Here is a 24938-nt window from a genome sequence, read left to right as displayed (position 1 = left end):
CTCAGGATTCGGCAATGCCGTGACCGGCGCTGGGCGCCGCCCAGCGCTCTTCCGCGGTGAACAGCGTCTCGACGATCACCGGTGCCGACACTTCACGTACGCTGGCGTCGAGCGTGGCCCGCCACTCGTCCGCCTGCCGGATGGTCAACGGGTGGGCCTCGTCGAGCACCACATGCACGGTGACATAGAGCAGCCTGCCCGGCCGCACCATGCGGACATAGACGGCCCGCGTGGGAAGCGGCGCCAACGCCCCGAGAATCGACGCCCGCACGGGATCGACCAAGGCCGATCGCGGAGACCGATTCAACAGCTCCAGAATCGCGGTCCTGGCCACGCGCACCGGTACCCCCAGGCACAGCAGCACGACGGCGATGACCAGCCAGGCATCCACGTAGGGCACGATGGCATGCCAGCCAAGCGCCCGAGCCACGGGAATCAGGCAGAAAGCCAACAGCACCGCCGCCGAGATCAGGGCGTTGACCCGCCAGTTCTCGATATCGGCTTCCAGCAACGGACTGCGGACATGACCACTGACTCGACGCAGCACGAGAGCCGTCAGCGTACAGGCCGCGGTGGCCAGAGCGGCGTAGACGATGGAGATACCCGCGGCGATCGTATTGCCGCCGGTGAGCAGTGCGGTGACGGAATTGAACAGCGCCAGGGCGGAGACGCCCAGCATCAGCAGGCCCTTGCAGGCGTTGACCATCGATTCGAAATAGCCGTAGCCGAAGGGATAGGTGTCGTCGTCCGGTGCGATGACCAGCCGCCCGACCCGCAGCGTGAACAGCCCGACCACGGCGTAGATCGCATTGAACAGGCCATCGAGCAGGATCGCCTGAGAAGCGGACAGCACCGAAACCGTCAACGCCACCGCGCCAATGGCCGCCGCCACGGCCATCGACAGGCGAAGCGCACCGCTTTCGGTCTTCGGCCAGCCAGTCGCCATCAGTGTCCCTCCAGAATTGACCGCGACCCACGTCGCGCACCGTCGAACCGTCAATGAACCTAGAACCCCGCAGCGGCGCTCGCGATCTGTATAATGCCGCCCAACGACGCTCACCCTTTCGCTGCAGGAGCCGCAAGCTCGATGGCCAACTTTGCCTGGATAATCTCGATGCTCGCGATGACCATCGCCTTCCCCACGTTCTTCATCTTCAGCGCTACACGCCGGCGCGGCCTGCTGACGATCGCGCTGACATCGGTTGTCATCGCGGTGATCGCGGCGCTGATCGCAGGTCTGGCGCTGTAGGATCGCCGGACTGGCCTTTTGCAGCGCGGGTCTGGCGCTGCGGGGTGGCGCTCAGTCAGCGTAATCCGGGGCGACACGTTCGAGACGACGGCGCACGCTAGCCAGGTGAAGCCGGGCACTTTCGGGGTCCTCCAGTCGCATCTGTGCCGCCGTGGTGGCCGCGACGGCCGGATCCACCGCCAGCACTTCCCGGCCGGAACTCATCGCCTTGAGCTGCACTTCCGCGGCGCGCTCCAGAAAGTAGAGATCATCCCAGGCCTCGGCGATCGTCGGCGCCGTGACGATCACGCCATGATGGCGCAGGAACACCACATCGGCATCGCCCATGGCAGCGGCAATTCGATCGCCCTCCGCACTATCCAGCGCGAGGCCATTATAGTGGTCGTCCACCACGCTACGACCGTAGAACTTGAGTGCAGTCTGGCCCGCCCACAGCAGCGGCTCGCCAGCCGTCATGGTCAACGCCGTGGCATTGGGCATGTGGGTGTGAAACGCCGCCCGCGCGCCTGGCTTGTTGAGATGCAACCGCGCGTGAATATGGAACGCTGTCGCCTCGGGCGCCCCCTCGCCGGAGAGCACCCGCCCCGCGAAATCGCAGATCAGCAGACTCGAAGCCGTGATCTCTTCGAACGCCAGCCCGTAGGGATTGACCAGGAAGCGATCGTTCCATCCCGGCACCATCACCGAGAAGTGATTGCAGATCCCTTCTCCCATGCCCAGGGCAGCAGCCATCCGGAAACAGGCGGCGAGATCCCGCCGCGCCTCGCGAATCGCTTCACTATCCAGTGACCGGTGATCGAGCGTCTTGCTAGCGCAAGCGTCCGACGTCGTGCTAGCGGAAGCATCCGGCGTGATGCCGGCCGGGATCGGCGTCGTTAACGGCTGAGCCATCGCAGGGTCTCCGGGAGGAGTAGGATCGAATCAATCGGAGGGAAATCATCTCGAGGACGGAACCGGACTCGCTGGTCCCGTCGGATGCCATGAAGCTAGTGTACGGTCGCCAATTCGGCTTCCGACGACTCCTCTTCATCACCTTCCCACAGGTGAGTGCGGGTAATCGCATGATCGAGCATTTCGCGGGCCACCTCGAAGCGATTGCGGCGCAGCAGCTCGACGGCCTCTTCGGAAAAGCGGATCGACACGAGCGGCTCGCCGGTCGCTTCCGCCGGCCGCAGCACCACTTCCCCATTGGCAAGCTCGACGATTTCCAGAATCGCGGTATCGGACACGACTGACCTCTCTCTTTCGTTCTGTGCTGTTTCGTTCTAGACAAATTCGCTGCGTACTATTCGGTCCGCGCGTTGCTCAGCGAGCGTTGGCAGTCAAACACCGATCTATTGGCCGTCACGAATCGGGCAAAAGGCGAGACCAATAAAAAACGACCAGAGCCTGAGCCCCGGTCGTTATCATCTATCGATCAGACTAGCACGACCGCCCCGCGCCGGTCACCATTCGCTGCTGCCCTCACGCAGCGATGGCAACAGCGCCCTGAACTCTCGGTGACACCAGCGCAACGTCTCGGCGAGCGTCGGCTCTCCGGCGCTGGCGATCAGCCGACGCGGCGCCTCGCGGCGCGCCGCGCCCTCGTCACCATGCAATGCCCGCAACCGTTCCAGCAACATGGCCAGCCAGCTCTCGGCGTCATCGGCCAACGAGCGTAGGCGTTCGAGCTCAGCGACGGGGACCGAGGTGGCCTGCAGCCAGGCTCGCCAATCATCGTGAGTCAGATCGGTATGCTCGGCCACTTCGCGAAGCAGCGCATTCAAGGCCAGCTCCAGCTGCCCCAGCGCCGCTTCTTCCAGCGCCATGCGCCGCGCCGTCGCATGCTCGTCGCGGTTCACCTCCTCGGTCCGAGCATCGGCCCCGAGCGCCAGCAATAGTTCAGCCTGGTAGAGCAGCTGGTTGGTACGGGCCACAGACGTCACTTGCGCTTATCCTCCACCTGCCAACGGCCGTCTTCGAATGTCGCGCGCCAGCCGGTTGCCTTGCCATCTTCGTCGGTCATCACGAACTGGCTCTTGGCCTTGCGCGAAAACCGAATCTGCGCCGGCCGACCGTCCGGATCCTCGCTGGGCGCCTCGAGCAGAAAGTGATACTTCTCGGGCAGCGCGTCGGCATGTGCCTTGAGCTCTTTCACCAGCGGCGGCCGCGTTTCCCGGTTCTTGGGAAACTGGCTGGCGGCCAGGAACAGGCCGCTGGCGCCGTCTCGCAGCACATAATGATCGTCGACTTTCTGACAAGCCAGTTCCGGCATCGGAATCGGATCCATCTTGGGCGGCGCGACCTCACCGCTCTTCAGCAGCTTGCGGGTATTGCCGCACGCCTCGTTGGTGCAGGCAAAGTACTTGCCGAAACGCCCGCTCTTGAGCTGCATTTCGGAGCCACACTTGTCGCACTCGATCACCGGACCGTCGTAGCCCTTGATCCGGAAACGGCCCTGCTCGATCTCGTAATAACCGTCGTCATCGTTGCTGAGATAGAGCTTGCGACCCTCGTCGATCAGATAGCTATCCATCGCCGTACCGGTGTTCGGGTTGCGCCGCTTGGCGCGCAACGCGTCGGTTTCGGCGGCCTCGTCGGCCTCCTCCGGTACGGCTTCATCCCCAGGAATCAAGTCGATGGTGGTCTTGCAGCGCTCTTTCGGCGGCAGATTGTAGCCGGAGCAGCCCAGGAATACGCCGGTCGAGGCGATGCGAATCTGCATAGGCCGGCCGCAGGTCGGGCAAGCGATATCGGTCTCGACCGGATCGTTGGGACGCATGCCCTCGTCGCCCTCGGCGCGTTCCAGCTTCTGCTTGAAATCGGCGTAGAACGCGTCGAGCACTTGCTGCCACTGCTCGTGTCCTTCGGCGACTTCATCGAGACGATCCTCCATCCGGGCGGTGAAGCCGTAGTCGAGCAGATCGTTGAACGACTCCACCAGACGATCAGTGACGATCTCGCCGAGTTTCTCGGCGTAGAAGCGCCGGTTGTCGAGCTTGGCATAGCCTCGATCCTGGATCGTGGAGATGATCGCCGCGTAGGTCGACGGCCGGCCAATGCCCCGCTTCTCCAGCTCCTTGACCAGGCTGGCTTCGGTATAGCGTGCCGGCGGCTTGGTGAAGTGCTGTTGCGGATCGATCTGCTCGACCTGCAGCGTCGCGCCCTCCTCGATATCCGGCAGTTGCGCCTGCTCGTCCTTTTTCGCCATCGGCTTCATCACGCGGGTGTAGCCGTCGAACTTGAGCACCCGGCCGCGCGCCTTGAGCTCGAAGCCCTCGGCCTCGATGGTCAGCGTCGTGGCGAGATACTGGGCCGGCACCATCTGGCAGGCCACGAACTGGCGCCAGATCAGTTCATAGAGACGCTGAGCGTCACGCTCGACGGGCAGATCGTCGGCCCGCTGCTTGACGTTGGAGGGCCGGATGGCCTCGTGGGCCTCCTGGGCGTTCTGCTTGCTCGAGTAGCGAATCGGCGATTCCGGCAGGTAACGTTCGCCGAATTCCGCCTGGATGTAATCACGCACGCCGGCGACCGCATCCTGGGACAGGTTGGTCGAGTCGGTACGCATGTAGGTGATGTAGCCGCCTTCGTAAAGGCGCTGGGCCAGCGTCATCGTCTTCTTGACCGAGTACCCCAGGCGGCCACTGGCTGCCTGTTGCAGGGTCGAGGTGATGAACGGGGCGTTGGGCTTGGAGCTGGTCGGCTTGGTTTCGCGGCTGGTGACGTCGAATGCTTCCCGACGCAGCGGCGCGATGCGCTCGAGTGTTTCCTTCTCGGAGGTCGGCCGGAAAGCCTCGCCCTTTTCACGAGCCACCTCGAAACGGACCGGCTCTCCGTCCGGCGTGATCATGTCGGCATGAACGTCCCAGAACTCTTCCGGGTTGAACGCGCGGATATCGCGCTCCCGGTCGACGATCAGGCGTACCGCCACCGACTGCACGCGACCGGCGGAGAGGCCGCGCGCGACCTTGCTCCAGAGCAGCGGAGAGACCATGAAGCCGACCACGCGATCGAGAAAGCGACGACTCTGCTGCGCCTCGACCCGGGCGATGTTGAGCGTGCCGGGCTGCTTGAACGCTTCCTGAATGGCGTTCTTGGTGATCTCGTTGAACACGACACGCTTGTAGCGCGAGTCATCGCCGCCGATGGTCTCTTTCAGGTGCCAGGCGATCGCTTCCCCCTCGCGATCCAAATCGGTCGCGAGATAGATGGTGTCGCTCTTGTCAGCGAGCTTCTTGAGCTCTTCGACCACCTTTTCCTTGCCCGGCAGGATCTCGTAGTTGGCCTGCCAGCCATGCTCGGGATCGATCCCCATGCGGCGAATCAACTGATCCCACTGCTTCTGCTTCTTGTAAATCGCCTTGTCGTCCGGCGACATCTTGCGGGTGATCGCCGCCTGTCTCGCCCGCTCTTTGGGATCGCTGGCCTGCTTGGAAGAACCACTGGTCGGCAGATCACGGATATGCCCGACACTCGACTTCACCACAAAATCGTTGCCGAGATACTTGTTAATGGTCTTGGCCTTGGCCGGTGACTCAACGATAACCAGTGACTTGCCCATAGCTCTCCTGCTTCTTTTATAGAGTGCGGCTAAATAAATAGAGTGCGGTGAATGTTACCAAGTACTGTGTTTTTACAGGCTACACGGCAGATTCCACTGAGTGCCGAAAATTCGTAGCATGCGGCGCCAGTGGCCGCTGGCACGTGTTTAGCGACGGAAAGTGGCGACAGAAAACGGAGCCTGGCCGGAAAATGCGCCTACCCTACCCTAGCCGTTCTCGGCGCGCCAGCCGAAGCTTGACTTCCCCCGATCCTGGCGGCGGCGCGACCTTGGCTCTTCATAATGGGTCTTTGTACCGAGATTCCAAGCCGGGAAAGGCATCTCGGCCCCGGGCCTCTCCGACCTTGCGTTCATGTCACATCGTGGCCAGGCGCGCTACACTTGGCTAAATTGGCGCCGCTGACGGTACGTCATCAGCATGACATGCTGACGTGGTCACTCTATGACGACCTGAGCGGATCTCCTGTTACCGCAGTCGCCTCGGCATCGCGCCACAGTCGCATCGCTGTCACACCAGTCGTGACGCTTCGGACAAGATGATCGCCATGTTGTAAAATCACCACCTCTTTCCGCCGCGGATCATTTCTCTTTTTTTGGCGCGCCGGATGACTCACTCAGCCACCAGGAGAATCTCTATGCAGCAAGCGTTTCACGGCCCGATTCGTCGCACCAAGATCGTCGCTACGCTGGGTCCCGCCACGGATCGCGAGGGAGTACTGGACGCCATCATCGAAGCCGGAGTCGACGTCGTCCGTCTGAACTTCTCCCACGGCAATCCCGAAGATCATCGTCGCCGGCTCATGGCCGTACGTGAAGCCGCGGAACGTCAGGGGCGTGCGGTGGCGGCGCTCGGCGATCTCCAGGGTCCCAAGATCCGGATCGCCCGCTTTGCCGCCGAAGGCGGTGTCAAGCTCGAGAAGAACCAGCCCTTCCTGATCGACGTATCGCTGGATCGCGATGCCGGCGACAGTGAGCGCGTGGGCTGCGACTATGCCGAGCTGGCCGATGACGTCGCCGTCGGTGACACCCTGTTGCTGGATGACGGTCGCCTGGTCCTGGAAGTCGAGCGCATCGAAGGCCCGAAAATCTTCACCAAGGTCAAGGTCGGCGGCAAGCTGACCAACAACAAGGGCATCAACAAGCAGGGCGGCGGCCTCTCCGCAGCCGCGCTGACGGAAAAGGACAAGGAAGACCTCAAGACGGCGATCGATATCGGTGTCGACTATCTGGCGGTCTCCTTCCCGCGTAGCGGCGCCGACATGCAGTACGCTCGCGAGCTGCTCGGCGAGGCGGGTCAGGAGATCGGCCTGGTCGCCAAGATCGAACGTGCCGAAGCCGTTGCCGACCCGGAAACGCTGGACGACATCATCCGCGCCTCGGAAGCGGTAATGGTGGCTCGCGGCGATCTCGGCGTCGAGATTGGCGATGCCCAGTTGATCGGCGTGCAGAAGCGCATCATCTCCCGCGCCCGCAGCCTCAACAAGGTAGTCATCACCGCGACCCAGATGAGGGAGTCGATGATCGAGTCGCCGTTGCCCACTCGCGCCGAGGTGTTCGACGTCGCCAACGCGGTTCTCGATGGCACCGATGCGGTCATGCTGTCGGCGGAAACCGCCGCCGGCGACTACCCGGTCGAAACCATCCGCGCCATGAATCGGCTGTGCCTGGGCGCCGAGCGCGAGCGCGCTGCTCAACAGTCGCAGCACCGCATCCACGAAGGCTTCAGCCGCGTCGACGAGACCCTGGCGCTGTCGGCGATGTACGCCGCCAACCACCTCTCCGGCGTAGTCGCGATCGCCTGTTTGACCGCCTCCGGCTATACCCCGTTGATCGCTTCGCGCATCCGTTCCGGGCTACCCATCGTCGCCTTGGCCGAAACTCCCATGGTCCAGCGCCGAATGGCACTCTATCGCGGCGTCGTATCACTGGTTTTCGACAGCTCTCGCTTCCCGCTGACCGAGATCAACGCCGGCGCGATCAAGGAGCTGGTCAGCCTCGGACTCGCCAAGAAAGGCGACCATGTCATCCTGACGCGAGGCGATCACATGAACGCCCATGGCGGCACTAACACCCTGAAGATCATTCAGGTCGAAGAGTAAGCCGTAGCGTAAGTGCCGTGGCGGCCTTCGATGAAACGATAAAATGAAACGAAAAACGCGGAGCCCGGCTCCGCGTTTTTTTGTCCTGATGACGCCGATCTCAACAGGGAATCGACCCGTACTTCGGTCTCCCCCCACTATTCGGTCTCACCCAACTATTCGATCTCGATCAAGACTTCACCCGGGGTGACGCGATCGCCCTTGGCCACGTGGACCGCCTTGACGGTGCCCCCGGTTCGCGCCTGAACTTCCGTCTCCATCTTCATGGCTTCGGTAATCAGCACGGCCTGGCCTTCCTTGACGCTGTCACCCTCGGCCACCAGCACGTCGACGATATTGCCCGGCATCGAGGTGGTGACGTGCCCCGGCGAGCTGGCCTTGGCCCGTCCACCGCTCTTGTTCTCCTGAACGAACTCGTCCTTGGCCTCGAACACGACCTCTTCGGGCATGCCATCGAGAGTCAGATAGACGCGACGCTTGCTGCCACTGCTGCTGCCAACGCCAGTAATCTGCACTTCATAGGATTCTCCGTGAACGTCGATGACGAACTCGGTCGGCACGCCTTCGGAAACCGGACGACTGGCGCCACCCGCGGCCTCTGGCGCCGGGATCGCCTCCGGCACCAGGGTGCCGTCACGCCGTCCTTGCAGATATTCCCGTCCCAGATCCGGGAACATGGCGAATGTCAGCACGTCTTCCTCGCAGCCGGCGAGTTCGCCGATATCGGCCTTGAGCTTGGTCATCTCCGGCTTGAGCTGATCGGCGGGCCGCCCTTCGTCCACGGGTTCGTTGCCGATCGCCTTGCGCCGCACTTCCGCATTCACCGCGGCCGGCGGCTGACCGTAGCCACCCAGCAGATAACGCTTCACCTCGTTGGTGATCGATTTGTAGCGCTCGCCGGTCAGCACGTTCATGGCCGCCTGGGTCCCGACGATCTGCGAGGTCGGAGTGACCAGCGGCGGATAACCGAGATCGGCGCGAACCTTGGGAATCTCGTCGAAGACGTCCTGAATCCGGCCCAGCGCGTTCTGCTCCTTCATCTGGTTGGCCAGGTTCGACATCATGCCGCCCGGCACCTGCCAGATCTGCACGCTGACATCCTCGCGGGTGTACTCGCTCTCGAAAGCCGCGTACTTCTTGCGGACCTCGCGAAAATAATCACCGACTTCCTTGAGCGCGACCAGATCCAGCCCGGTGTCGTAGGGCGTCTCCTGGAACGCCGCGACCATGGCTTCGGTGGACGGGTGACTGGTACCGCCGGCAAAGGCCGAGATACAGGTATCGATATGCCGGCACCCCGCCTCCACCGCCTTCATCTGGCTCAACGACGCGAGGCCGGACGTGGCGTGCGCGTGCAGATGCACCGGCACATCCACGGCCTCGATCAGGGCTTCCACCAGCTCTCCGGTGGCGTAGGGCGTCAACAGGCCGGCCATGTCCTTGATCGCGATAGAATCCGCACCCATATCGACCAGCCGCTTGGCCTGCTCCACATACATGTCACGCGTGTGGACCGGGCTGACGGTGTAGCAGATCGTGCCTTGAGCGTGCTTGCCGCTGGCCTTGACCGCCTTCATCGCGGTTTCCAGGTTGCGCAGATCGTTCAGCGCATCGAATACCCGGAAGATATCGATCCCGCTGTCGGCCGAACGGGCCACGAAACGTTCGACCACGTCATCGGCATAGTGGCGGTAGCCGAGCAGATTCTGGCCGCGCAGCAGCATCTGTAACGGCGTATTGGGCAGTGCCTCGCGCAACGACTGCAGCCGTTCCCACGGATCCTCCTTGAGGAAGCGCACGCAGGCGTCGAACGTGGCGCCGCCCCAGACTTCGAGCGAATGAAAGCCGATGGCGTCGAGCTTGGCGCAGATCGGCAGCATGTCCTCGGTTCGCATGCGCGTGGCGATCAGAGACTGATGTCCATCGCGCAGGACGACGTCGCTGACCCTGACGGATGAGCCATTGGCGTTGTTCATGTCTTTCTCCTGATCCTGATTCGGGTCCATTCCGGCTATTCTGATTTCGGCTTATCATGATTCGACGGATTCAGAGTCCCGCGTGGGCGGCGATGGCCGCGGCGATCGCCAATGCGACCTCTTCCGGATTGCGTTTGACAGAGTAGTTGAGCAATTCGGGATGGGCGGGAACGAAACCGGTATCGAAACGGCCGGCACGAAATTCGGGATGTCGCAGAATTTCCTGATAATACGGTGCCGTGGTCTTCACGCCCTGCAGGCGCATATCGTTGAGCGCGCGAATACCGCGATTGAGCGTTTCCTCCCAGGTCATGCCCCAGACGATCAGCTTGAGGCACATCGAATCGAAGTACGGGGGGATCGTGTAGCCGGTATAGATCGCCGTATCCGTCCTCACGCCGGGGCCGCCGGGCGCGTAATAGCGCGTGATGCGCCCGAAACTCGGCAGAAAGTCGTTCTTGGGATCCTCGGCGTTGATCCGGAACTGGATGGCATAGCCCTGGTGACGAATGTCCTCCTGGCGGTAGGCCAGGCGCTCCCCGGCGGCGACGCGCAGCTGCTCGCGGACGATATCGACGCCGGTGATCGCTTCGGTAATGGTGTGCTCGACCTGGACCCGGGTATTCATCTCCATGAAGAAGACTTCGTTGTCCTTGACCAGAAATTCGACGGTGCCGGCGTTTTCGTAACTCACGGCCTGGGCGGCGCGCACCGCCATCTTGCCGACGTAGCTGCGCTGCTCAGGCGTCAGCTGCGGACTGGGGGCAATTTCGATCAGTTTCTGATTGCGCCGCTGGATCGAGCAGTCGCGCTCGAACAGATGAATGACGCCGCCGTGACTGTCCGCCAGCACCTGAACTTCAATATGCAGCGGATCGACCACGCACTTTTCCATGAACACCTCGGCGCTGCCGAACGCCTTGGTCGCTTCGGAGATCACCCGATCCCAGGCCTGGCCGAGCTGATCCGGCGTGTCGCAACGCCGAATGCCGCGCCCACCGCCGCCGGAGGTTGCCTTGAGCATGATCGGGTACCCGATCTCCTCGGCCACCGTCAGCGCCTCGTCGAGATCGGCGAGATTTCCCTCGGAACCCGGCGTGACCGGCACGCCCGCCTCGCGCATGGCCGCTCGCGCCGCGGTCTTGTCACCCATTTTGGCAATGACCTCGGCGCTGGGCCCCACGAAGGCGATGCCCGCCTGACTGCAGATCCGGGCGAACTCGGCACTTTCGGACAGAAAGCCATAGCCGGGGTGAATGGCGTCACAGCCCGTTTCCCGCGCCAGGCTGACGATGCGTCGCGGGTCGAGATAGCCCGCCAACGGTTCGTCACCCATGAAATAGGCTTCGTCCGCGCCTTTGACGTGAAGCGAAAACCGATCGGGCTCGGTGTAGATTGCCACTGACCGGATGCCCATCTCGGCGCAGGCTCGTACAATACGCACGGCGATCTCGCCGCGGTTGGCGATAAGCAGTTTCTTGAACACCGTTTGGCCTCCGGATTGCGCGTGGACAGGTCGTTCGTCTCTCCTTCTACGCTAGCCATCCGTGATCCAATAGAAAAATTGATATTTCTTTGCCAACCTATAAGCTCAACCTTATACCTGCCCCTGAGAGCGTGCCGAATGTCACGACCCAATCTGCTCAATCGACTGACGTTCCGTCAGCTCCAGGTCTTCCAGGCCGTCCACCGTCAGCAATCCTACTCGCGCGCCGCCGAACAGCTCGGGCTGACTCAACCTGCGGTCAGCGCCCAGATTCGACAGCTCGAGCAGGCACTCGCCCAGCCGCTGTTCAAGTACGCCGGGAAAACGCTGCACATTCTGCCGGCCGCCGACGCGCTGGCGGCGTCGACGCAGTCGATCTTCGGACAGGTTTCGAGTTTACAGATGGAATTGTCGGAGCTGGCCGGCACGATTCGCGGCGAGCTCAACCTGGCGGCCGTCTCCACCGCGCAATATGTGGTGCCCCATATTCTGGCGCGCTTTCGGGCTCGCTACCCCGAGGTTCAGATTCGGCTACGTGTGTGCAATCGGGCCCAGGCACTGGAACGGCTGGCGGAGAGGAGGGATGATCTGGTGATCATGGGCATGGTGCCGGAGGACCCCAACCTGGTATTCATGCCCATCCTGGACAATGAGCTGATTCCGGTCGTCTGGCCGGGCCATCCGCTGGTGACGGCCGATCGGGCGACGCTCGAGGATTTCGCGCGACACTATCTGTTGATGCGGGAACCGGGTTCCGGTGCGCGGACGGCGTTCGAGGATTTTGCCGCGAGGGAACGCATTTCCCTGCACCATACCATCGAGCTGGGTACCAACGAGGCCATCAAGCAGGGCGTGATGGCGCATCTTGGCGTGGCCGTATTGCCGCGATTGGCAGTACAACTGGAGCTGGCATCCGGCCTGCTGGCGAGTCCGACCATTCCCGGCTTCCCGCTGAGGCGCTCGTGGTGCACGGTCTACCCCAAGGATCGCTACCCCACGCCGGTGACGGAGCTTTTCCTGCGCTTCGTACGCGAGCTGCTACCGGAATTGAACGCGCATTTCCGCAAACCGATGGCCCCGATCGAGACGCCGACGCTACTGTGTCTTCCCGCCGAGGGTAGTTAAAAAGCCGGGCCAGCGAGAATCGTTGGCACGCCTTCCAGCGAGAGCCGTCAGTGGGTGGAGCCAACCAGAGTCTCGCGCTGGCGCGCCTGGGCGCGCAGTACATGCAATTCAATCAGCTCTTCGGCCTGTGCCGCGAGGAGCCTCAGTCGATCCATCTCTGCGTCCTCGAAGGCCCGCGGCAGCGTCCCTATCAGGCACAACGTCCCTACACAGACTCCCGGAGCCACGAATAGTGGAAATCCCGCGTAGAACCGGATGAAGGGCGACCCGGTGACCAGTGGGTTGTCCGAGAACCGGGGATCCCGTAGCGCATTGTTGATCACCATTGGCTGACCATCGGCAACGACATGCCCACAGAACGAGATCCGCCGCGGCGTCTCGCAGACCTTGAGCCCCTGATGTGACTTGAACCACTGACGATCCTCGTCGATCAATGTGATCATCGCCATGGGTAGATCGAAGATCTTTGTCGCCAACTCCGTCAGTCGGTCGAACCCCTTGTCGGCGTTCGAATCGAGCAGCTGCAGACCCCGCAGGGCGATCAGACGCTCTGCTTCTTGGCGAGGAATTTCCGGTGCATTCATAGTGCGAACTCTTTATAACCGAGGAAACCATCGGGTGATCAATGAAAAGCCGTCGAGTCGCTCGCTGAGCGACTCCATGAATACGCCGACGCAGCGTTATCGGATGCATTCCTGGTCGCATTGGCCAGAAGTCCGTTCATGACCATCAAACGCAAAACGGGCCTGCCGATCGTGATTCGGCAGGCCCGTCGCGTTTTCCGGTCAATACAGGACCACGGCGTCTACTTTACCTGGACTCCGTGCGCCTGCTTGTCGGCGTGGTAGGAAGAGCGTACCAGCGGGCCCGATGCCACATGCTTGAAACCCAGCGCCCTGGCCTGTTCGGCGAACCAGTCGAAGGTATCGGGATGCACCCAGCGGTCGACCGCCAGATGGTTACGCGAGGGCTGCATATATTGGCCCAACGTCAGCATGTCGACATCGTGGGCACGCAGATCCCGCATCACCTCGATGACCTGCTCGTCGGTTTCGCCGACCCCCAGCATCAAACCCGATTTGGTCATCACTTCCGGACGACGTGCCTTGTAACCTTTCAACAGATCCAGCGACCACTGATAATCGGCACCGGGGCGCACCTTGCGATAAAGCGAAGGGACGGTTTCCAGGTTGTGGTTGAAGACGTCCGGCGCCTCGCCTTCGAGAATGTCGAGAGCCACCTGCATCCGCCCGCGGAAGTCGGGCACCAGCACTTCGATCTCGATATTCGGACTGTCACGGCGAATCTCGCGGATGCAGTTGGCAAAGTGCTGTGCCCCGCCATCGCGCATATCGTCACGATCGACGGACGTCACCACCACGTAGTTGAGCCGCATTTCGGCAATGGCTTCGGCAAGCTCGCGAGGCTCGTTCTCGTTGAGCGCGTTGGGCCGCCCGTGCGCCACGTCACAGAACGGGCAGCGCCGGGTGCAGATGTCACCCATGATCATGAAGGTCGCCGTACCGCCGCTGAAGCATTCGCCAAGATTGGGACAGGACGCTTCTTCGCAGACGGTGTGCAGCCCGTGCTTGCGCAGCGTCTGCTTGATATGGGTCACCTGCGGCGAAACCGGCATTCGGACGCGCAGCCAATCCGGCTTCTTCGGCAGCGTTTCGGTCGGAATGACCTTGACGGGGATCCGCGATACCTTGTCGGCACCCCGCAACTTGACGCCGCGCTCGGTGCGGGCCGGCTTCTTGGTTTCGGGCGTTGGCATGACGGTCGTCTCGGTCATAGGTCCCTTCCTGATAGTCGTGGAACGCCGCTAGCTAGAGAGTCGCTAACGGTTCAAAAGCCTGTGGCGGTTCGAAAGCCCGTGGCAACTGTTGCTGAACATCGAGCGTCGCGGACAGCCGCTGCGCGAAACACGCCGCCAGTCGATCGGCCTCTCGGGCGAATGACAGTGGCCCCGACACCTGATCGCGTAACTGGGTCATCGCGAGGCCGGCATAGCCACATGGATTGATTCGCGCGAACGGCGACAAATCCATATCGATGTTGAGCGCAACACCGTGAAAGCTGCAGCCGCGCCGAATACGCAGCCCCAGAGAGGCGACCTTTCTCGCCCCGACATAGACGCCGGGAGCATCCGCTCTGGCTTGGGCGTCGACCCCATGTGTCGCCAGCAGATCGATGACGGCATGCTCGAGCAGCGTCACCAGTTCTCGGACCCCCAATCCCCGCCGCCGCACATCGAGCAGCGGATAGAGCACGACCTGACCGGGGCCATGATAGGTCACCTGCCCGCCACGATCACTGGCAACAACGGGGATGTCTCCCGGGGTCAGCAGATGTTCCGGCTTGCCGGCCCGCCCCTGGGTGAAGACCGGCTCGTGCTCGACCAGCCATAGCTGATCCGGCGTCTCGCCAGTACGCTCGTCGGTAAAGCGCGACATCGCCTGCCACACCGGCAGGTAGGGCTGACGCCCGAGGCGATAAAGCGGAAGTGACGACATCGGTGTCACAGCACCATGTGGACGCGGCCGGTGGCTTTCAGATCCTGGAACAGCGCATCCAGCTGCGCCTCCCCGGTGGCATGAATGACGACCCGGATCGACTGGAAACGCGCATTGCGACTGTCGGTCAGCTTGACCGATGCCGGATCGAATCCCGGCGCGTGACGCTCGATCACCTTGCTGACCGCCGCGACGAAGTCTTCGGCCGCATCGCCGACCACGCGGATCGGGTAGTCGCACGGAAACTCGACCTTGGGCCGGGGAAGATCGACATCATTCGGCGTCTGGGCTTTTGGGGTCTGAGGCTGTTGAATCTTGGATTTCCGAGTCATGGGATGTCAGGCACTGCAGTCGATTTCCGACCATTCTACTCAACATTAACCCGCTCACCAACTGATGCCAGCCGGGGCGGATTTTGGCAAGCTCGAGAATGGGGCGCCGCCGGCAAGCGGCACCACAGTTCAGCTTGCAGGGCTCGAACCCGTCGATGGACGCGCTCAGTCGAACAGCCCGGTCACGAACAGGACGATCGAATCCCACACGCGTTTGAAGATGCTGCCTTCCTCGACGTTCTCGAGCGCCACCAGTGGCTCCTGGCCCAGCACTTCATCACCGGATTTGATCTCGAGCGTGCCCATCTGCTGCCCTGCCTTGATCGGCGCGTGCAGCGTTTCCGGCAGATTGAGGCGAGCGGTCAGATTGTCGGCACTGCCCCGCGGCACGGTCATGCTCACTTCGTTTTGAACGCCGAGGCGCACGGTGTCTTTGTCCCCGCCCCAGACGCGCGCTTCATTGAGCACGGAGCCGGCATCGTAAAGCTTGCGAGTCTGGAAGAAGCGGAACCCGTAGTTGAGCAGACGCTGCGTCTCGGCGGCGCGCGCTTCGTCGGAGTTGGTCCCCATGACCACGGCAATCAGACGCGTATCCTGCTTTTTGGCGGACGCCACCAGACAGAAGCCGGCGGCTTCGGTATGACCGGTCTTCAGCCCGTCGACATCCGGATCGCGCCATAGCAGTCGGTTACGGTTGGGCTGACGGATATCGTTGTAGGTGAAATACTTCTCGGAATAGACCTGATAGTGGTCCGGGAAGTCCGTGATGATATGACGCGCCAGAATTCCCAGGTCATGAGCAGACGAATAGTGGTCGTCGTGCGGCAGCCCGGTGGGATTCATGAAATGGCTGTTCTGCATGCCCATACGCTGGGCCTGCTGATTCATCAGATCCGCGAAAGCCGACTCGCTACCCGCGACGTACTCCGATAGCGCCACACTGGCATCGTTGCCGGACTGCACCACCACGCCACGCAGCAGATTTTCGACGCTGACCTGGGTGCCTTCCTGGATGAACATGCGCGAACCGCCTGTCCGCCAGGCATTCTCGCTGACGCTGACCATGTCGCTATCGGCGATACTGCCACTATCGATCGATTGCTCGACGATATAGGCCGTCATCATCTTGGTCAGGCTCGCCGGAGGCAGGCGCTGATCGCCATTGTGATTGACCAGCAGTTGCCCCGTGGACGCATCCATCAGCACCCACGAAGAGGCGGCCAGATCGGGCGGCGACGGGATCAACTGGTCCGTTTTCGGATTGGTCTGCGACATCTGGCTGTCCGGCGTGGGCTGCTGGGCGCTGACCGGAGATGAAAGCAGGCCCAGGCATAGCGATGCCGAGATGACCAGGCGTGAAACAGACGAAGTGAACAACGCTTTCATGACAATCGGGTTCTCACTGGACAAGGGTTACTGAGTGGGTGCTACCAAGATCACTTGGCCGAAGCCGGCGTCTCGCAGGGTAGCCCTGATGGATTCGAGCGACGCCAGGTCATCGATAGGCCCGACCTGGACACGATAGGGAGGAGACGCATTGTCAATGCGAACCGGCTGCGACAGCAAGCCCTGCAGTCGGCTTTTCAATGCTTCGGCTCCGGTTTGCGAACCGAGCGCGGCCACCTGGACATATCGCTGCCCCGCCGTCGACGGCGTTTCTGACGACGTTTTTGGCGACATCGAGGACCCGTCACGGCCGGCCGATGAAGACGCTTGCCTCTGCACCGGCTCATTCGTGTTCGCCGCCGCGAGAACGGGATCGATACTCGACTCGTAATTCAGATCAGAGTCCAGATCGGCGCCGTTCGCGGACGACGACCGAACGGAGGTGGATCGAGACGGTTCGGTAGCGGGTCGAGAGTCGGAGTCGTTACGGGCAACGCGCGCGGCGGCATCGTTCGAGCGATCGTGATCACGCGCCCAGGCGACGGGGTCGATCGCCTCGACCTTGACTCGACCGGTGCCGCCTTTGAGGATTCCCAGCCGCGCGGCGGCCGCATAGGAAACATCGATCAGCCGATCGCTGTGAAACGGGCCACGATCATTCACCCGCACGATGACCTTGCGGCCGTTATCGAGATTGGTGACCCGCGCATAGGTCGGCAATGGCAGCGAACGGTGCGCCGCCGACATCTTGTACATGTCGTAGGTCTCGCCGTTGGCCGTGTCGTAGCCCTGGAACTTGGTCCCGTACCAGGAAGCGCGGCCTTCAGCGGTATAGCCGGTGGGGTCGTTGAGCACGTGATAGGTCTTGCCCCACACCGAATAGCTCGAACGGTTACCGCTTCTGGAACGCGGCTCGACCCTGGGTACGGCATCCGGCACATTGGCCACGTCTTCGGGCGTATCCGGATAGGCGTCCTGATCCATCGCATAACGGCCGCCACCATTCTGCGACCCGCCGCCTGCACAGCCGACCAGCAACGCCAGCACCAACGTCGTACCGAGCGACCGCCACCGGCCGCACCATAGAGTCACGCGCCCTCACCCATGGCCGTCTGAATGCGCTGAGCCAACGTGGCCACCGCCATGGCATAGAGATGACTGTGGTTGTAGCGCGTAATCACGTAGAAGTTGTTCAAACCCATCACGTAGCGCACGTGACCGTCGGCGAAATCCAGCGCCAGTGGAACCACCTCGTCGGAGGACGACAGATTTCCTGCCGTCGGTTCGATGCCGACACGCTTCAGCGCTTCGAGCGACGTATTCGGTGGCTCGGTGCGGTTGAAGTCGATGGAGGGCGGCAACGTATCCGGGCCGCTCGCCTCGACCAGCACCGGCTGATGGCGCTGCCAGCCATGCTCGCTGAAGTAGTTGGCGATACTGCCGATGGCATCGACCGGATTGTTCCAGAGATCCTTCAGGCCATCGCCATCGAAATCGACCGCGTAGGCCCGATAGCTCGTCGGAATGAACTGGGGATAGCCCATCGCCCCTGCGTAGGATCCGAGCAGTGTCGTCGGATCGACACCCTGGCCCAGGGTGATCCCCAGAAATGCTTCCAGCTCGCCGCGAAAGAACGCCCCACGGGACGGATGATGGAAAGCCAGCGTCGACAGCGAGTCGAGCACCCGATGCGTGCCCTTGTGCCGGCCATACTGGGTCTCGACACCCAGAATCGCGACGATCACTTCAGGGGGCACGCCATAAACCCGCTCGGCCCGCGCCAGGGCGTCACGGTTTTCGTTCAGGAACGCCACACCCTGCTGAATCCGCTGTGGCTGTATGAAAATATCGCGATATTCATCCCAGCGCAGCCGCCGCTCTGCGGCGTGGCTCATGGCGTCCAGCACTTGCGGGCGATACTGCGCGGCCTGCATCGCGGCATTCAGCTCGCGACTCGCCAGACCCTGCTTGCTGAGCGAATCGAGCATCGTTCGCACCTCGGGGTGCGTAGCGGGATCGAAGTCGTCGTCCGCCTGTGCCGCCGGGCCGATCGAACACAACAGCCCGATCAGCAACAGCGTGATGCGAAACCGACGTTCCTGCTTACAACGCAGCGGCATGCGCGACTGGCTCCCTGCTTGCGGCTCGTCCACCGTCAGTGTGTCAACAGACGGCGGTGCGTATGAATCGACATGAGAATACCGAACCCGGCCATCAAGGTCACGCTGGAGGTCCCGCCGTAGCTCACCAGCGGCAATGGAACCCCGACCACGGGAAGAATGCCGGTCACCATGCCGATATTCACGAAGACGTAGATGAAGAAGGTCAACACGATGCTGCCGGCCAGCAGGCGTCCGTAGGTATCCTGCGCATTGTTGGCCATCACCAGTCCTCGCGAGACCAGCAACAGATAGAGCACCAGAATGGTGCTCATGCCGATCAGCCCGAACTCCTCACCCAGAACAGCGACGATGAAGTCGGTATGACGCTCGGGCAGGAACTCGAGCTGGGATTGCGTTCCCAAACCCCAGCCCTTGCCCTCGATACCGCCGCTACCGATCGCCGTCTTGGACTGGATGATGTTCCATCCGGCGCCCAGCGGATCGCTTTCGGGATTGAGAAAGGTCAACACTCGCTGACGCTGGTAGTCGTGCATGCTGATCCACAGCATCGGCATCGCCGCTCCCGCCAGACCTGCCAGGGCGAGAATGAATTTCCAGGAGAGCCCCGCCAGCAGGATCACGAAGACCGCAGCGCAGGTGACCAGCAACGATGTCCCCAGGTCAGGCTGGCGGGCGATCAGCAGTACCGGAACACCAACGATCACCGCACACACCACCAGGTCGCGCCAGGTCGGCGGCAGCGGTCTCCGGTGAAGATAGGCCGCCAACATCATCGGCATGGCGATCTTCATCAATTCAGAGGGTTGAAACCGCAACGGGCCGATCTCCAGCCAGCGCTGGGCGCCCATGCCGATGTCTCCCATGATCTCGACGGCGACGAGCATCAACAGACCGGCACCGTAGGCCACCGGCGTCCATCGAAAGAGAATGCCGGGTGAGAACTGCGCTATGACGACCGCACCCACCAGCGCCACGCCCATGCGAATGGCCTGAGCCATCGTCGTCGACGCCGACATGCCACTGGCGCTGTACAGTACGACCAGCCCGAACGAGATCAGCAGCAGCAGAATCGCCAACAGCCACGGATCGAGATGCAGCCGCAGCCAAAGCGAGCGCTTGCGACCGACCCGCGCTCGCTGCGTTCGCGGTGCAACGCGTTGAAAATCAATCGCCATCGATACTCTCGACTTCTTCGTTGACAGTGGTGCCCGGCTGGTTCTTCAGCTCGCTGTCCGGCAGCAGCCAGGCATCGGTCAGCTCACGACCGAGCCCGGATACCCCGCCGCCGGCGTTCTCGACGATCACGGCGATCGCGATCTGAGGGTCGTCGACCGGGGCGAAACCGATGAAAAGAGCATGATCGCGCAGGCGTTCGGTCAGTTCGTCGGCGTCGTACTTCTGATTCTGGCCCAGCGAGAAAACCTGGGCCGTACCGGTCTTGGCCGCCATCTCGTACTGCATGCCAGCGCCGACCTTGCGCGCGGTCCCTTCGGAGCCGTGAAGCACCGCCTCCATGCCCTCATAGACATCCTGCCACCAGCGCGCGTGGTCGATCTGGACATCCGGCTTGGTACCCGCAAACGGTGGCTCGATAGCTTCATCGCCAACCTGCTTGGCCAGGTGCGGCCGTACCCAGTGCCCGTGGTTGGCAAGCGTCGCGGTGGCCGTTGCCAGCTGCAACGGCGTCGCCATGAAGTAACCCTGACCGATGCCGGCAGAAAGGGTTTCACCGGGGTACCAGGCCTGGTTGTACTTCTCGCGCTTCCATTCGCGCGAGGGCATCAGGCCCGGCAAGGCGCCCTGGACATCCAGCGACGTCACCTCGCCAAAGCCGAACTCATGCATGGTCTCGGAGAGCCGGTCGATGCCCAGCCGATAAGCCATGGTATAGAAGTAGGTGTTGTTGGAGACTTCCAGCGCCCGTTCGAGGTCGACACGACCATGGCCCCAACGCAACCAGTTATGGTAACGCCGGGTATCGTTGGGCAGCTGGAAATAGCCGGGGTCGTAAATGATATCGTTGGGTTTGACCACCCCATTCTGCAGGGCGCCCAACGCTTCGAACGGCTTGACCGTGGACCCCGGTGGATACTGACCTCGTACCGCGCGGTTATACAGCGGCAGGTCGAGATTGTTCTGCAGGGCCTGATAATCCTTGTAGGAGATGCCGGTCACGAACTTGTTGATATCGAAACCCGGTGCCGAAACCATCGCCAGAATATCGCCCGTCTTGGGCTGAATCGCGACGATCGCGCCGCGCCGGCCGTCCAGCAGGTCATAGGCCATGTGCTGCAGTCGGCTGTCGATCGTCAGTTCGATGTCCTTGCCCGGCTCCGCCGGATCCCGATCCAGCTCACGCAGGACTCTACCGCGGGCATTGGTCTCGACCTTGCGCAGACCGGCCTTGCCATGCAGCTGGTCCTCGTAGGTGGACTCGACTCCCGTCTTGCCGATGAAGTGCGTACCGGCGTAGTTGCCCGGATCCAGCTCGGCCAGCTCCTCGGTGTTGATTCTTCCGACGTAGCCCAGCACGTGCGACATCACGATCGGGTCGGGGTAGTAGCGCATCAACTGCGCCTCGACCTCGACTCCTGAGAGCAGGTAGCGATTCACTGCCAGGCGCGCGATTTGATCCTCGCTCAGATCGCTCATCAACAGTGCCGGCTGATAGGGCCGCTGGCGTTGCAGAGAGCGCGCGCGAAAGGCATCCACCTCGCTCTCGGGCAGATCGAGAATATCGATCAGCCGCTGCAACGTCGTATCGAGATCGTCGACACGCTCGCGCACGATGGTGAGGTTGTAGGTGGGCCGATTTTCCGCCAGCAGCTTGCCGTTACGGTCGTAGATCAGCCCTCGCCGTGGCGGGAGCGGCTCGACCCGCATGCGGTTGCTGTCGGAGCGCGTGATGAAGACGTCGTGCTCGATGACCTGGAGATAGACCAGACGTGAGAAAAGCGCGCCCGCCATCAACACGATGATCAGCACTGCCACCAGCGAACGGTTACGAAAGACACGCACTTCGCGCTCGTGGTTCTTGACGTTTTCCCGACGTTTACGCATGGCGAGAACGGCGATTCAGTGCGGACGACGTCGAACGGGCGCAGCGTCCAGGGGCGTCGCTTTGGTTAGCGTCGAGTGGGAACAAGCGACTGACTCTCTGAATCAACGGTGGTACGGGTGGCCTGAGAGCAATGACCAGGCGCGGTAGAACTGCTCCGCCAGCACGACCCGCACCAGCGGGTGCGGCAGGGTCAGCGCAGAGAGCGACCAGGATTGCCGGGCGCGAGCGACGACACGGGGGTCGAGCCCTTCGGGCCCGCCTACCACCAGGGCAATATCCTGACCTTCCTGGCGCCAGATACCCAGGCGTTCGGCCAGTTGCTCCGTGGACCAGGACGCCCCTTCGACTTCCAGCGCGACGATATGTTCCTGATCGCGCAGTTTTTCCAGCATTCGATCGCCTTCGGCCTGGATAGCCCGCGCGACATCGGCGTTCTTGCCGCGGGCGCCCGCGGCAATCTCGACGATCTCGAACGGCATTTCACGCGGCAACCGTTTGCGGTACTCCTCGACGCCCGCCTCTACCCACGCCGGCATGCGCGAGCCAACGGCAAGCAGTCGAATCTTCATCCGCGTAGTTCTTGCCGGTCCGGGGTTTCCGTGCGCTGCGAATCGGTCGGCAGGTCGGCCCAGAGCCGCTCGAGATCATAGAGCTGACGCGTTTCCGGCATCATCACATGCGCGATCACGTCACCCAGATCGACCAGCACCCACTCGCCGCCCTGCTGCCCCTCGATACCCAGCGGACGCAGCCCGGCATCCTTGGCCTTCTCGACCACGTTGTCGGCCAGGGCGGACACATGGCGCGAGGAAGTTCCGCTCGCGACCACCATGACATCGGTGACGCTGGTCAATGCGGCCACATCCAGCTCGACGACATCGCGAGCCTTCAGCTCCTCGAGCGCTTCCACCACCAGTGATTTAAGCGTATCTGTCTGCATAGCTCCTCGTCATATAACCCCCTTGAACGGGGAATCGCGACTCCCGGAATCCGGGAGTCGCGCATTTTACTCGGATAACGCCTGAACGCCAGCCCCGGGCTCCCGATAGAGGCCGTGGCTCTCGATATAGCGCTCGACGGGCTCGGGGATCAGGTAGCGTACGCTGAGCCCTTGCTGCAAACGTCGACGAACCTCGGTCGCGGCAATCGCCATCCGACTGGGCAGTCGCAGTCGCAACAGGTTGCCGGCCGGAGCCGTCATCATCGTCTCCACCGTCGAGACCTCGCGCCCCTCGATCAATGCCGCCAACTCTGGCTCCAACGGCGCGTCATGGTCGGGCCGGTCGATCACCACGATATGCGCGAGCGACAGCAGACGCTCGCGCTGATGCCAGTCGGGGAGTCCCAGAAAGGCGTCGTGTCCGACAGCCATGACCAGCCGCGCCTGTTCGCCCCACTCTTCACGCAATGACGCCAGCGTGTCGACGGAGTACGAGTGACCGGAGCGACGCACTTCACGATCGTCCGCCACCAGCCCGGGCGTGGTACCGATACCAGCTTTCAGCATCGCCAGGCGATGCTCGGCAGAGATACCCGGCGCCTGGCGATGCGGCGGCACGTGCACCGGAATCATGTGGACTGCGTCCAGCGCCAGCACCTCACCCAGCTCGACGGCACTGCGCAGATGCCCCATGTGAACCGGATCGAAGGTCCCCCCCAACATGGCGATACGGGGCATGGACGCGCCTTGCTGCTCGAGAAAGGAGACGTCCTGCACGTCAACGCCGTACATGGCCGTCCCCGAAGACGACGTACTTGCGGGTGGTCAATCCCTCGAGTCCGACCGGGCCGCGGGCATGAAGCTTGTTGGTCGAAATGCCGATCTCGGCGCCCAGGCCGTATTCGAAGCCATCGGCAAAGCGTGTCGAGGCGTTGACGATGACCGAGCTGGAATCGACCTCGGCCAGGAACCGTCGCGACAGGGTCAGGTTTTCCGTGACGATCGCATCGGTATGCTGAGAGCCGTGGGTATTGATATGGTCGACGGCCTGATCGAAATCATCGACGACCCGGATCGCCAGAATGGGCGCCAGATATTCCGTCGTCCAGTCCGCCTCCGTGGCCGCGACGGCATCGCCGATCCAGCTCAGCGTACGCGAGCATCCGCGCATTTCGACGCCCTTGTCGCGGTAGATGGCGGCGAGTCGCGGCAGTACCAGCGCAGCGATATCGATGTGAACCAGCAATGTCTCCATGGTGTTGCAGGGCGAATAGCGCTGGGTCTTGGCGTTGTCGGCGATGGCCACCGCCTTGTCGATATCCGCACCGGCATCGATGTAGACGTGACAGATGCCATCGAGATGCTTGATCACGGGTACCGTCGCTTCACTGGCGACGCGGGCGATCAACGATTTGCCGCCACGCGGAACGATGACGTCGACGAACTGGGGCATGGTGATCAAGGTGCCGACGGCGGCGCGATCCGTCGTCGCCACCACCTGGACGGCATCCTCCGGCAGGCCGGCGTCCTCGAGCCCCAGGCGAATGCATTCGGCGATCGCGGCATTGCTTGCCGCGGCTTCCGAGCCTCCCCGCAGGATGCAGGCATTGCTCGATTTCAGGCAGAGACTCGCGGCTTCGACGGTCACGTTGGGGCGCGACTCGTAGATGATGCCGATCACACCCAACGGGACCCGCATCTGACCTACCTGAATGCCGCTCGGCCGATAGCCGAGACCGTCGATCTGGCCGACGGGATCGGCTAGCGCCGCCACCTGCAGAACGCCAGCGATCATGGCGTCGATTCGTTCCGGGGTCAGTGCCAGGCGGTCCAGCAACGCCTCGTTCAGGCCGTTTTCGCGACCGCGCTGCAGATCCTGCTGGTTGGCCTCCGCCAACGCCGGACGCGCGGCGTCCAGTCGGGCCACGATAGCCTCGAGGGCAGCATTCTTGCGCCCGCTGTCGACGCGGCGCAGGGCCGCGCTGGCGGTGCGAGCACGCTGCCCCAACAGATGCATGTACTGAACGATGTCCTCGACCCGGGCGGTCGCAGTCTGCTGCATGGTGTACTCTTTCCGTCTCGATGATGATTCGGTGACAGTT

General features: G+C 62.5%; 23 protein-coding genes. 3 read left to right on the top strand and 20 right to left on the bottom strand.

From position 1 onward, the window contains the following. Window position 1: 1 nt before the first annotated feature. Window positions 2-946: a cation transporter gene (locus BTW08_RS04150; RefSeq protein ID WP_075561256.1), complete on the bottom strand. Its 945-nt coding sequence runs from the start codon at window positions 944-946 to the stop codon at window positions 2-4. A gap of 141 nt (window positions 947-1087) precedes the next feature. Between BTW08_RS04150 and BTW08_RS19105 the strand changes: the two genes are divergently transcribed. After that, the gene (locus BTW08_RS19105; RefSeq protein WP_157957485.1) at window positions 1088-1249 is read left to right on the top strand and encodes a hypothetical protein; all 162 of its coding nucleotides are present in this window, start codon (window positions 1088-1090) and stop codon (window positions 1247-1249) included. Window positions 1250-1300: 51 nt separating this feature from the next. Here BTW08_RS19105 and BTW08_RS04145 read toward each other — a convergent pair whose 3' ends face one another. From BTW08_RS04145 to topA, 4 genes are all read right to left on the bottom strand, one after another. Beyond that, window positions 1301-2140, bottom strand: a complete 840-nt coding sequence (locus BTW08_RS04145; protein WP_075561255.1) for an aldolase — start codon at window positions 2138-2140, stop codon at window positions 1301-1303. A 95-nt stretch (window positions 2141-2235) separates the two neighbouring features. After that, entirely contained in the window at window positions 2236-2478 is a 243-nt protein-coding gene (locus tag BTW08_RS04140) for a hypothetical protein (protein ID WP_075561254.1), read from the bottom strand. 216 nt (window positions 2479-2694) lie between these two features. Then, entirely contained in the window at window positions 2695-3174 is a 480-nt protein-coding gene (locus BTW08_RS04135) for a DUF6586 family protein (RefSeq protein ID WP_075561253.1), read from the bottom strand. Next, window positions 3171-5792: a type I DNA topoisomerase gene (topA, locus tag BTW08_RS04130; RefSeq protein ID WP_075561252.1), complete on the bottom strand. Its 2622-nt coding sequence runs from the start codon at window positions 5790-5792 to the stop codon at window positions 3171-3173. Before topA ends, BTW08_RS04135 begins: the two co-directional genes overlap by 4 nt. 635 nt (window positions 5793-6427) lie before the next feature. Between topA and pyk the strand changes: the two genes are divergently transcribed. Beyond that, on the top strand, window positions 6428-7891 hold the full coding sequence (pyk, locus tag BTW08_RS04125) for a pyruvate kinase (protein ID WP_075561251.1): 1464 nt from the start codon (window positions 6428-6430) through the stop codon (window positions 7889-7891). A 155-nt stretch (window positions 7892-8046) separates the two neighbouring features. Here the strand turns inward: pyk and oadA are convergent, their stop codons facing one another. Continuing rightward, window positions 8047-9867 (bottom strand): sodium-extruding oxaloacetate decarboxylase subunit alpha, encoded by a 1821-nt coding sequence (gene oadA / locus BTW08_RS04120; RefSeq protein WP_075561250.1) that lies wholly within the window; start codon window positions 9865-9867, stop codon window positions 8047-8049. Window positions 9868-9937: 70 nt separating this feature from the next. After that, entirely contained in the window at window positions 9938-11353 is a 1416-nt protein-coding gene (locus tag BTW08_RS04115) for an acetyl-CoA carboxylase biotin carboxylase subunit (protein WP_075561249.1), read from the bottom strand. A gap of 138 nt (window positions 11354-11491) precedes the next feature. Between BTW08_RS04115 and BTW08_RS04110 the strand changes: the two genes are divergently transcribed. After that, complete coding sequence (locus BTW08_RS04110) at window positions 11492-12478, top strand: LysR family transcriptional regulator (RefSeq protein ID WP_075561248.1); 987 nt, start codon at window positions 11492-11494, stop codon at window positions 12476-12478. A 47-nt stretch (window positions 12479-12525) separates the two neighbouring features. Here BTW08_RS04110 and BTW08_RS04105 read toward each other — a convergent pair whose 3' ends face one another. The 13 genes from BTW08_RS04105 to BTW08_RS04045 all read right to left on the bottom strand — a co-directional run bounded on the left by BTW08_RS04105 (window position 12526) and on the right by BTW08_RS04045 (window position 24898). Further along, window positions 12526-13062: a GAF domain-containing protein gene (locus tag BTW08_RS04105; protein ID WP_075561247.1), complete on the bottom strand. Its 537-nt coding sequence runs from the start codon at window positions 13060-13062 to the stop codon at window positions 12526-12528. Window positions 13063-13283: 221 nt separating this feature from the next. Next, window positions 13284-14273, bottom strand: a complete 990-nt coding sequence (lipA, locus tag BTW08_RS04100) for a lipoyl synthase (RefSeq protein ID WP_210403187.1) — start codon at window positions 14271-14273, stop codon at window positions 13284-13286. Between the two features lie 34 nt (window positions 14274-14307). Beyond that, a complete protein-coding gene (gene lipB, locus BTW08_RS04095; RefSeq protein WP_083627678.1) occupies window positions 14308-14994 on the bottom strand; it encodes a lipoyl(octanoyl) transferase LipB in 687 nt (228 codons plus the stop codon). Between the two features lie 5 nt (window positions 14995-14999). Then, window positions 15000-15326 carry a DUF493 domain-containing protein gene (locus BTW08_RS04090; protein WP_083627672.1) on the bottom strand — a complete coding sequence of 109 codons (327 nt, stop codon included), beginning with the start codon at window positions 15324-15326 and terminating at the stop codon, window positions 15000-15002. Between the two features lie 165 nt (window positions 15327-15491). Then, a complete protein-coding gene (locus BTW08_RS04085; protein WP_075561246.1) occupies window positions 15492-16712 on the bottom strand; it encodes a D-alanyl-D-alanine carboxypeptidase family protein in 1221 nt (406 codons plus the stop codon). 27 nt (window positions 16713-16739) lie between these two features. Then, window positions 16740-17804 (bottom strand): septal ring lytic transglycosylase RlpA family protein, encoded by a 1065-nt coding sequence (locus BTW08_RS04080; RefSeq protein WP_075561245.1) that lies wholly within the window; start codon window positions 17802-17804, stop codon window positions 16740-16742. Then, on the bottom strand, window positions 17801-18832 hold the full coding sequence (mltB, locus tag BTW08_RS04075; RefSeq protein WP_075561244.1) for a lytic murein transglycosylase B: 1032 nt from the start codon (window positions 18830-18832) through the stop codon (window positions 17801-17803). Before mltB ends, BTW08_RS04080 begins: the two co-directional genes overlap by 4 nt. Before the next feature lie 35 nt (window positions 18833-18867). After that, complete coding sequence (gene rodA / locus BTW08_RS04070) at window positions 18868-20010, bottom strand: rod shape-determining protein RodA (RefSeq protein ID WP_075561243.1); 1143 nt, start codon at window positions 20008-20010, stop codon at window positions 18868-18870. Further along, window positions 20000-21895, bottom strand: coding sequence for a penicillin-binding protein 2 (gene mrdA, locus BTW08_RS04065; protein WP_075561242.1), 1896 nt, complete (start codon window positions 21893-21895; stop codon window positions 20000-20002). The genes rodA and mrdA overlap by 11 nt, the downstream gene beginning before the upstream one ends. A 102-nt stretch (window positions 21896-21997) precedes the next feature. Further along, a complete protein-coding gene (gene rlmH, locus BTW08_RS04060) occupies window positions 21998-22465 on the bottom strand; it encodes a 23S rRNA (pseudouridine(1915)-N(3))-methyltransferase RlmH (RefSeq protein ID WP_075561241.1) in 468 nt (155 codons plus the stop codon). Then, window positions 22462-22836, bottom strand: a complete 375-nt coding sequence (rsfS, locus tag BTW08_RS04055; protein WP_075561240.1) for a ribosome silencing factor — start codon at window positions 22834-22836, stop codon at window positions 22462-22464. Before rsfS ends, rlmH begins: the two co-directional genes overlap by 4 nt. Before the next feature lie 66 nt (window positions 22837-22902). Continuing rightward, entirely contained in the window at window positions 22903-23628 is a 726-nt protein-coding gene (nadD, locus tag BTW08_RS04050) for a nicotinate-nucleotide adenylyltransferase (protein ID WP_246837634.1), read from the bottom strand. Next, entirely contained in the window at window positions 23615-24898 is a 1284-nt protein-coding gene (locus BTW08_RS04045; RefSeq protein ID WP_075561239.1) for a glutamate-5-semialdehyde dehydrogenase, read from the bottom strand. The genes nadD and BTW08_RS04045 overlap by 14 nt, the downstream gene beginning before the upstream one ends. Window positions 24899-24938: the final 40 nt, after the last annotated feature.

Origin of the sequence: Salinicola sp. MH3R3-1 (assembly GCF_001937155.1) — a bacterium.
Taxonomy (GTDB): Bacteria; Pseudomonadota; Gammaproteobacteria; order Pseudomonadales; family Halomonadaceae; genus Salinicola; species Salinicola halophyticus.
This window is presented reverse-complemented; position numbering and strand designations above follow the sequence as displayed.

Excerpts from the sequence above, each read along its gene's own strand:
- mrdA (WP_075561242.1), bottom strand. The coding sequence starts at position 21,895 with ATGCGTAAACGTCGGGAAAACGTCAAGAACCACGAGCGCGAAGTGCGT.
- rodA (WP_075561243.1), bottom strand. The coding sequence starts at position 20,010 with ATGGCGATTGATTTTCAACGCGTTGCACCGCGAACGCAGCGAGCGCGG.
- BTW08_RS04150 (WP_075561256.1), bottom strand. The coding sequence starts at position 946 with ATGGCGACTGGCTGGCCGAAGACCGAAAGCGGTGCGCTTCGCCTGTCG.
- mltB (WP_075561244.1), bottom strand. The coding sequence starts at position 18,832 with ATGCCGCTGCGTTGTAAGCAGGAACGTCGGTTTCGCATCACGCTGTTG.
- BTW08_RS04105 (WP_075561247.1), bottom strand. The coding sequence starts at position 13,062 with ATGAATGCACCGGAAATTCCTCGCCAAGAAGCAGAGCGTCTGATCGCC.
- topA (WP_075561252.1), bottom strand. The coding sequence starts at position 5,792 with ATGGGCAAGTCACTGGTTATCGTTGAGTCACCGGCCAAGGCCAAGACC.
- rlmH (WP_075561241.1), bottom strand. The coding sequence starts at position 22,465 with ATGAAGATTCGACTGCTTGCCGTTGGCTCGCGCATGCCGGCGTGGGTA.
- pyk (WP_075561251.1), top strand. The coding sequence starts at position 6,428 with ATGCAGCAAGCGTTTCACGGCCCGATTCGTCGCACCAAGATCGTCGCT.
- BTW08_RS04085 (WP_075561246.1), bottom strand. The coding sequence starts at position 16,712 with ATGAAAGCGTTGTTCACTTCGTCTGTTTCACGCCTGGTCATCTCGGCA.
- nadD (WP_246837634.1), bottom strand. The coding sequence starts at position 23,628 with ATGTACGGCGTTGACGTGCAGGACGTCTCCTTTCTCGAGCAGCAAGGC.
- BTW08_RS04090 (WP_083627672.1), bottom strand. The coding sequence starts at position 15,326 with ATGACTCGGAAATCCAAGATTCAACAGCCTCAGACCCCAAAAGCCCAG.
- BTW08_RS04045 (WP_075561239.1), bottom strand. The coding sequence starts at position 24,898 with ATGCAGCAGACTGCGACCGCCCGGGTCGAGGACATCGTTCAGTACATG.
- lipA (WP_210403187.1), bottom strand. The coding sequence starts at position 14,273 with ATGACCGAGACGACCGTCATGCCAACGCCCGAAACCAAGAAGCCGGCC.
- oadA (WP_075561250.1), bottom strand. The coding sequence starts at position 9,867 with ATGAACAACGCCAATGGCTCATCCGTCAGGGTCAGCGACGTCGTCCTG.
- BTW08_RS04110 (WP_075561248.1), top strand. The coding sequence starts at position 11,492 with ATGTCACGACCCAATCTGCTCAATCGACTGACGTTCCGTCAGCTCCAG.
- lipB (WP_083627678.1), bottom strand. The coding sequence starts at position 14,994 with ATGTCGTCACTTCCGCTTTATCGCCTCGGGCGTCAGCCCTACCTGCCG.
- rsfS (WP_075561240.1), bottom strand. The coding sequence starts at position 22,836 with ATGCAGACAGATACGCTTAAATCACTGGTGGTGGAAGCGCTCGAGGAG.
- BTW08_RS04145 (WP_075561255.1), bottom strand. The coding sequence starts at position 2,140 with ATGGCTCAGCCGTTAACGACGCCGATCCCGGCCGGCATCACGCCGGAT.
- BTW08_RS19105 (WP_157957485.1), top strand. The coding sequence starts at position 1,088 with ATGGCCAACTTTGCCTGGATAATCTCGATGCTCGCGATGACCATCGCC.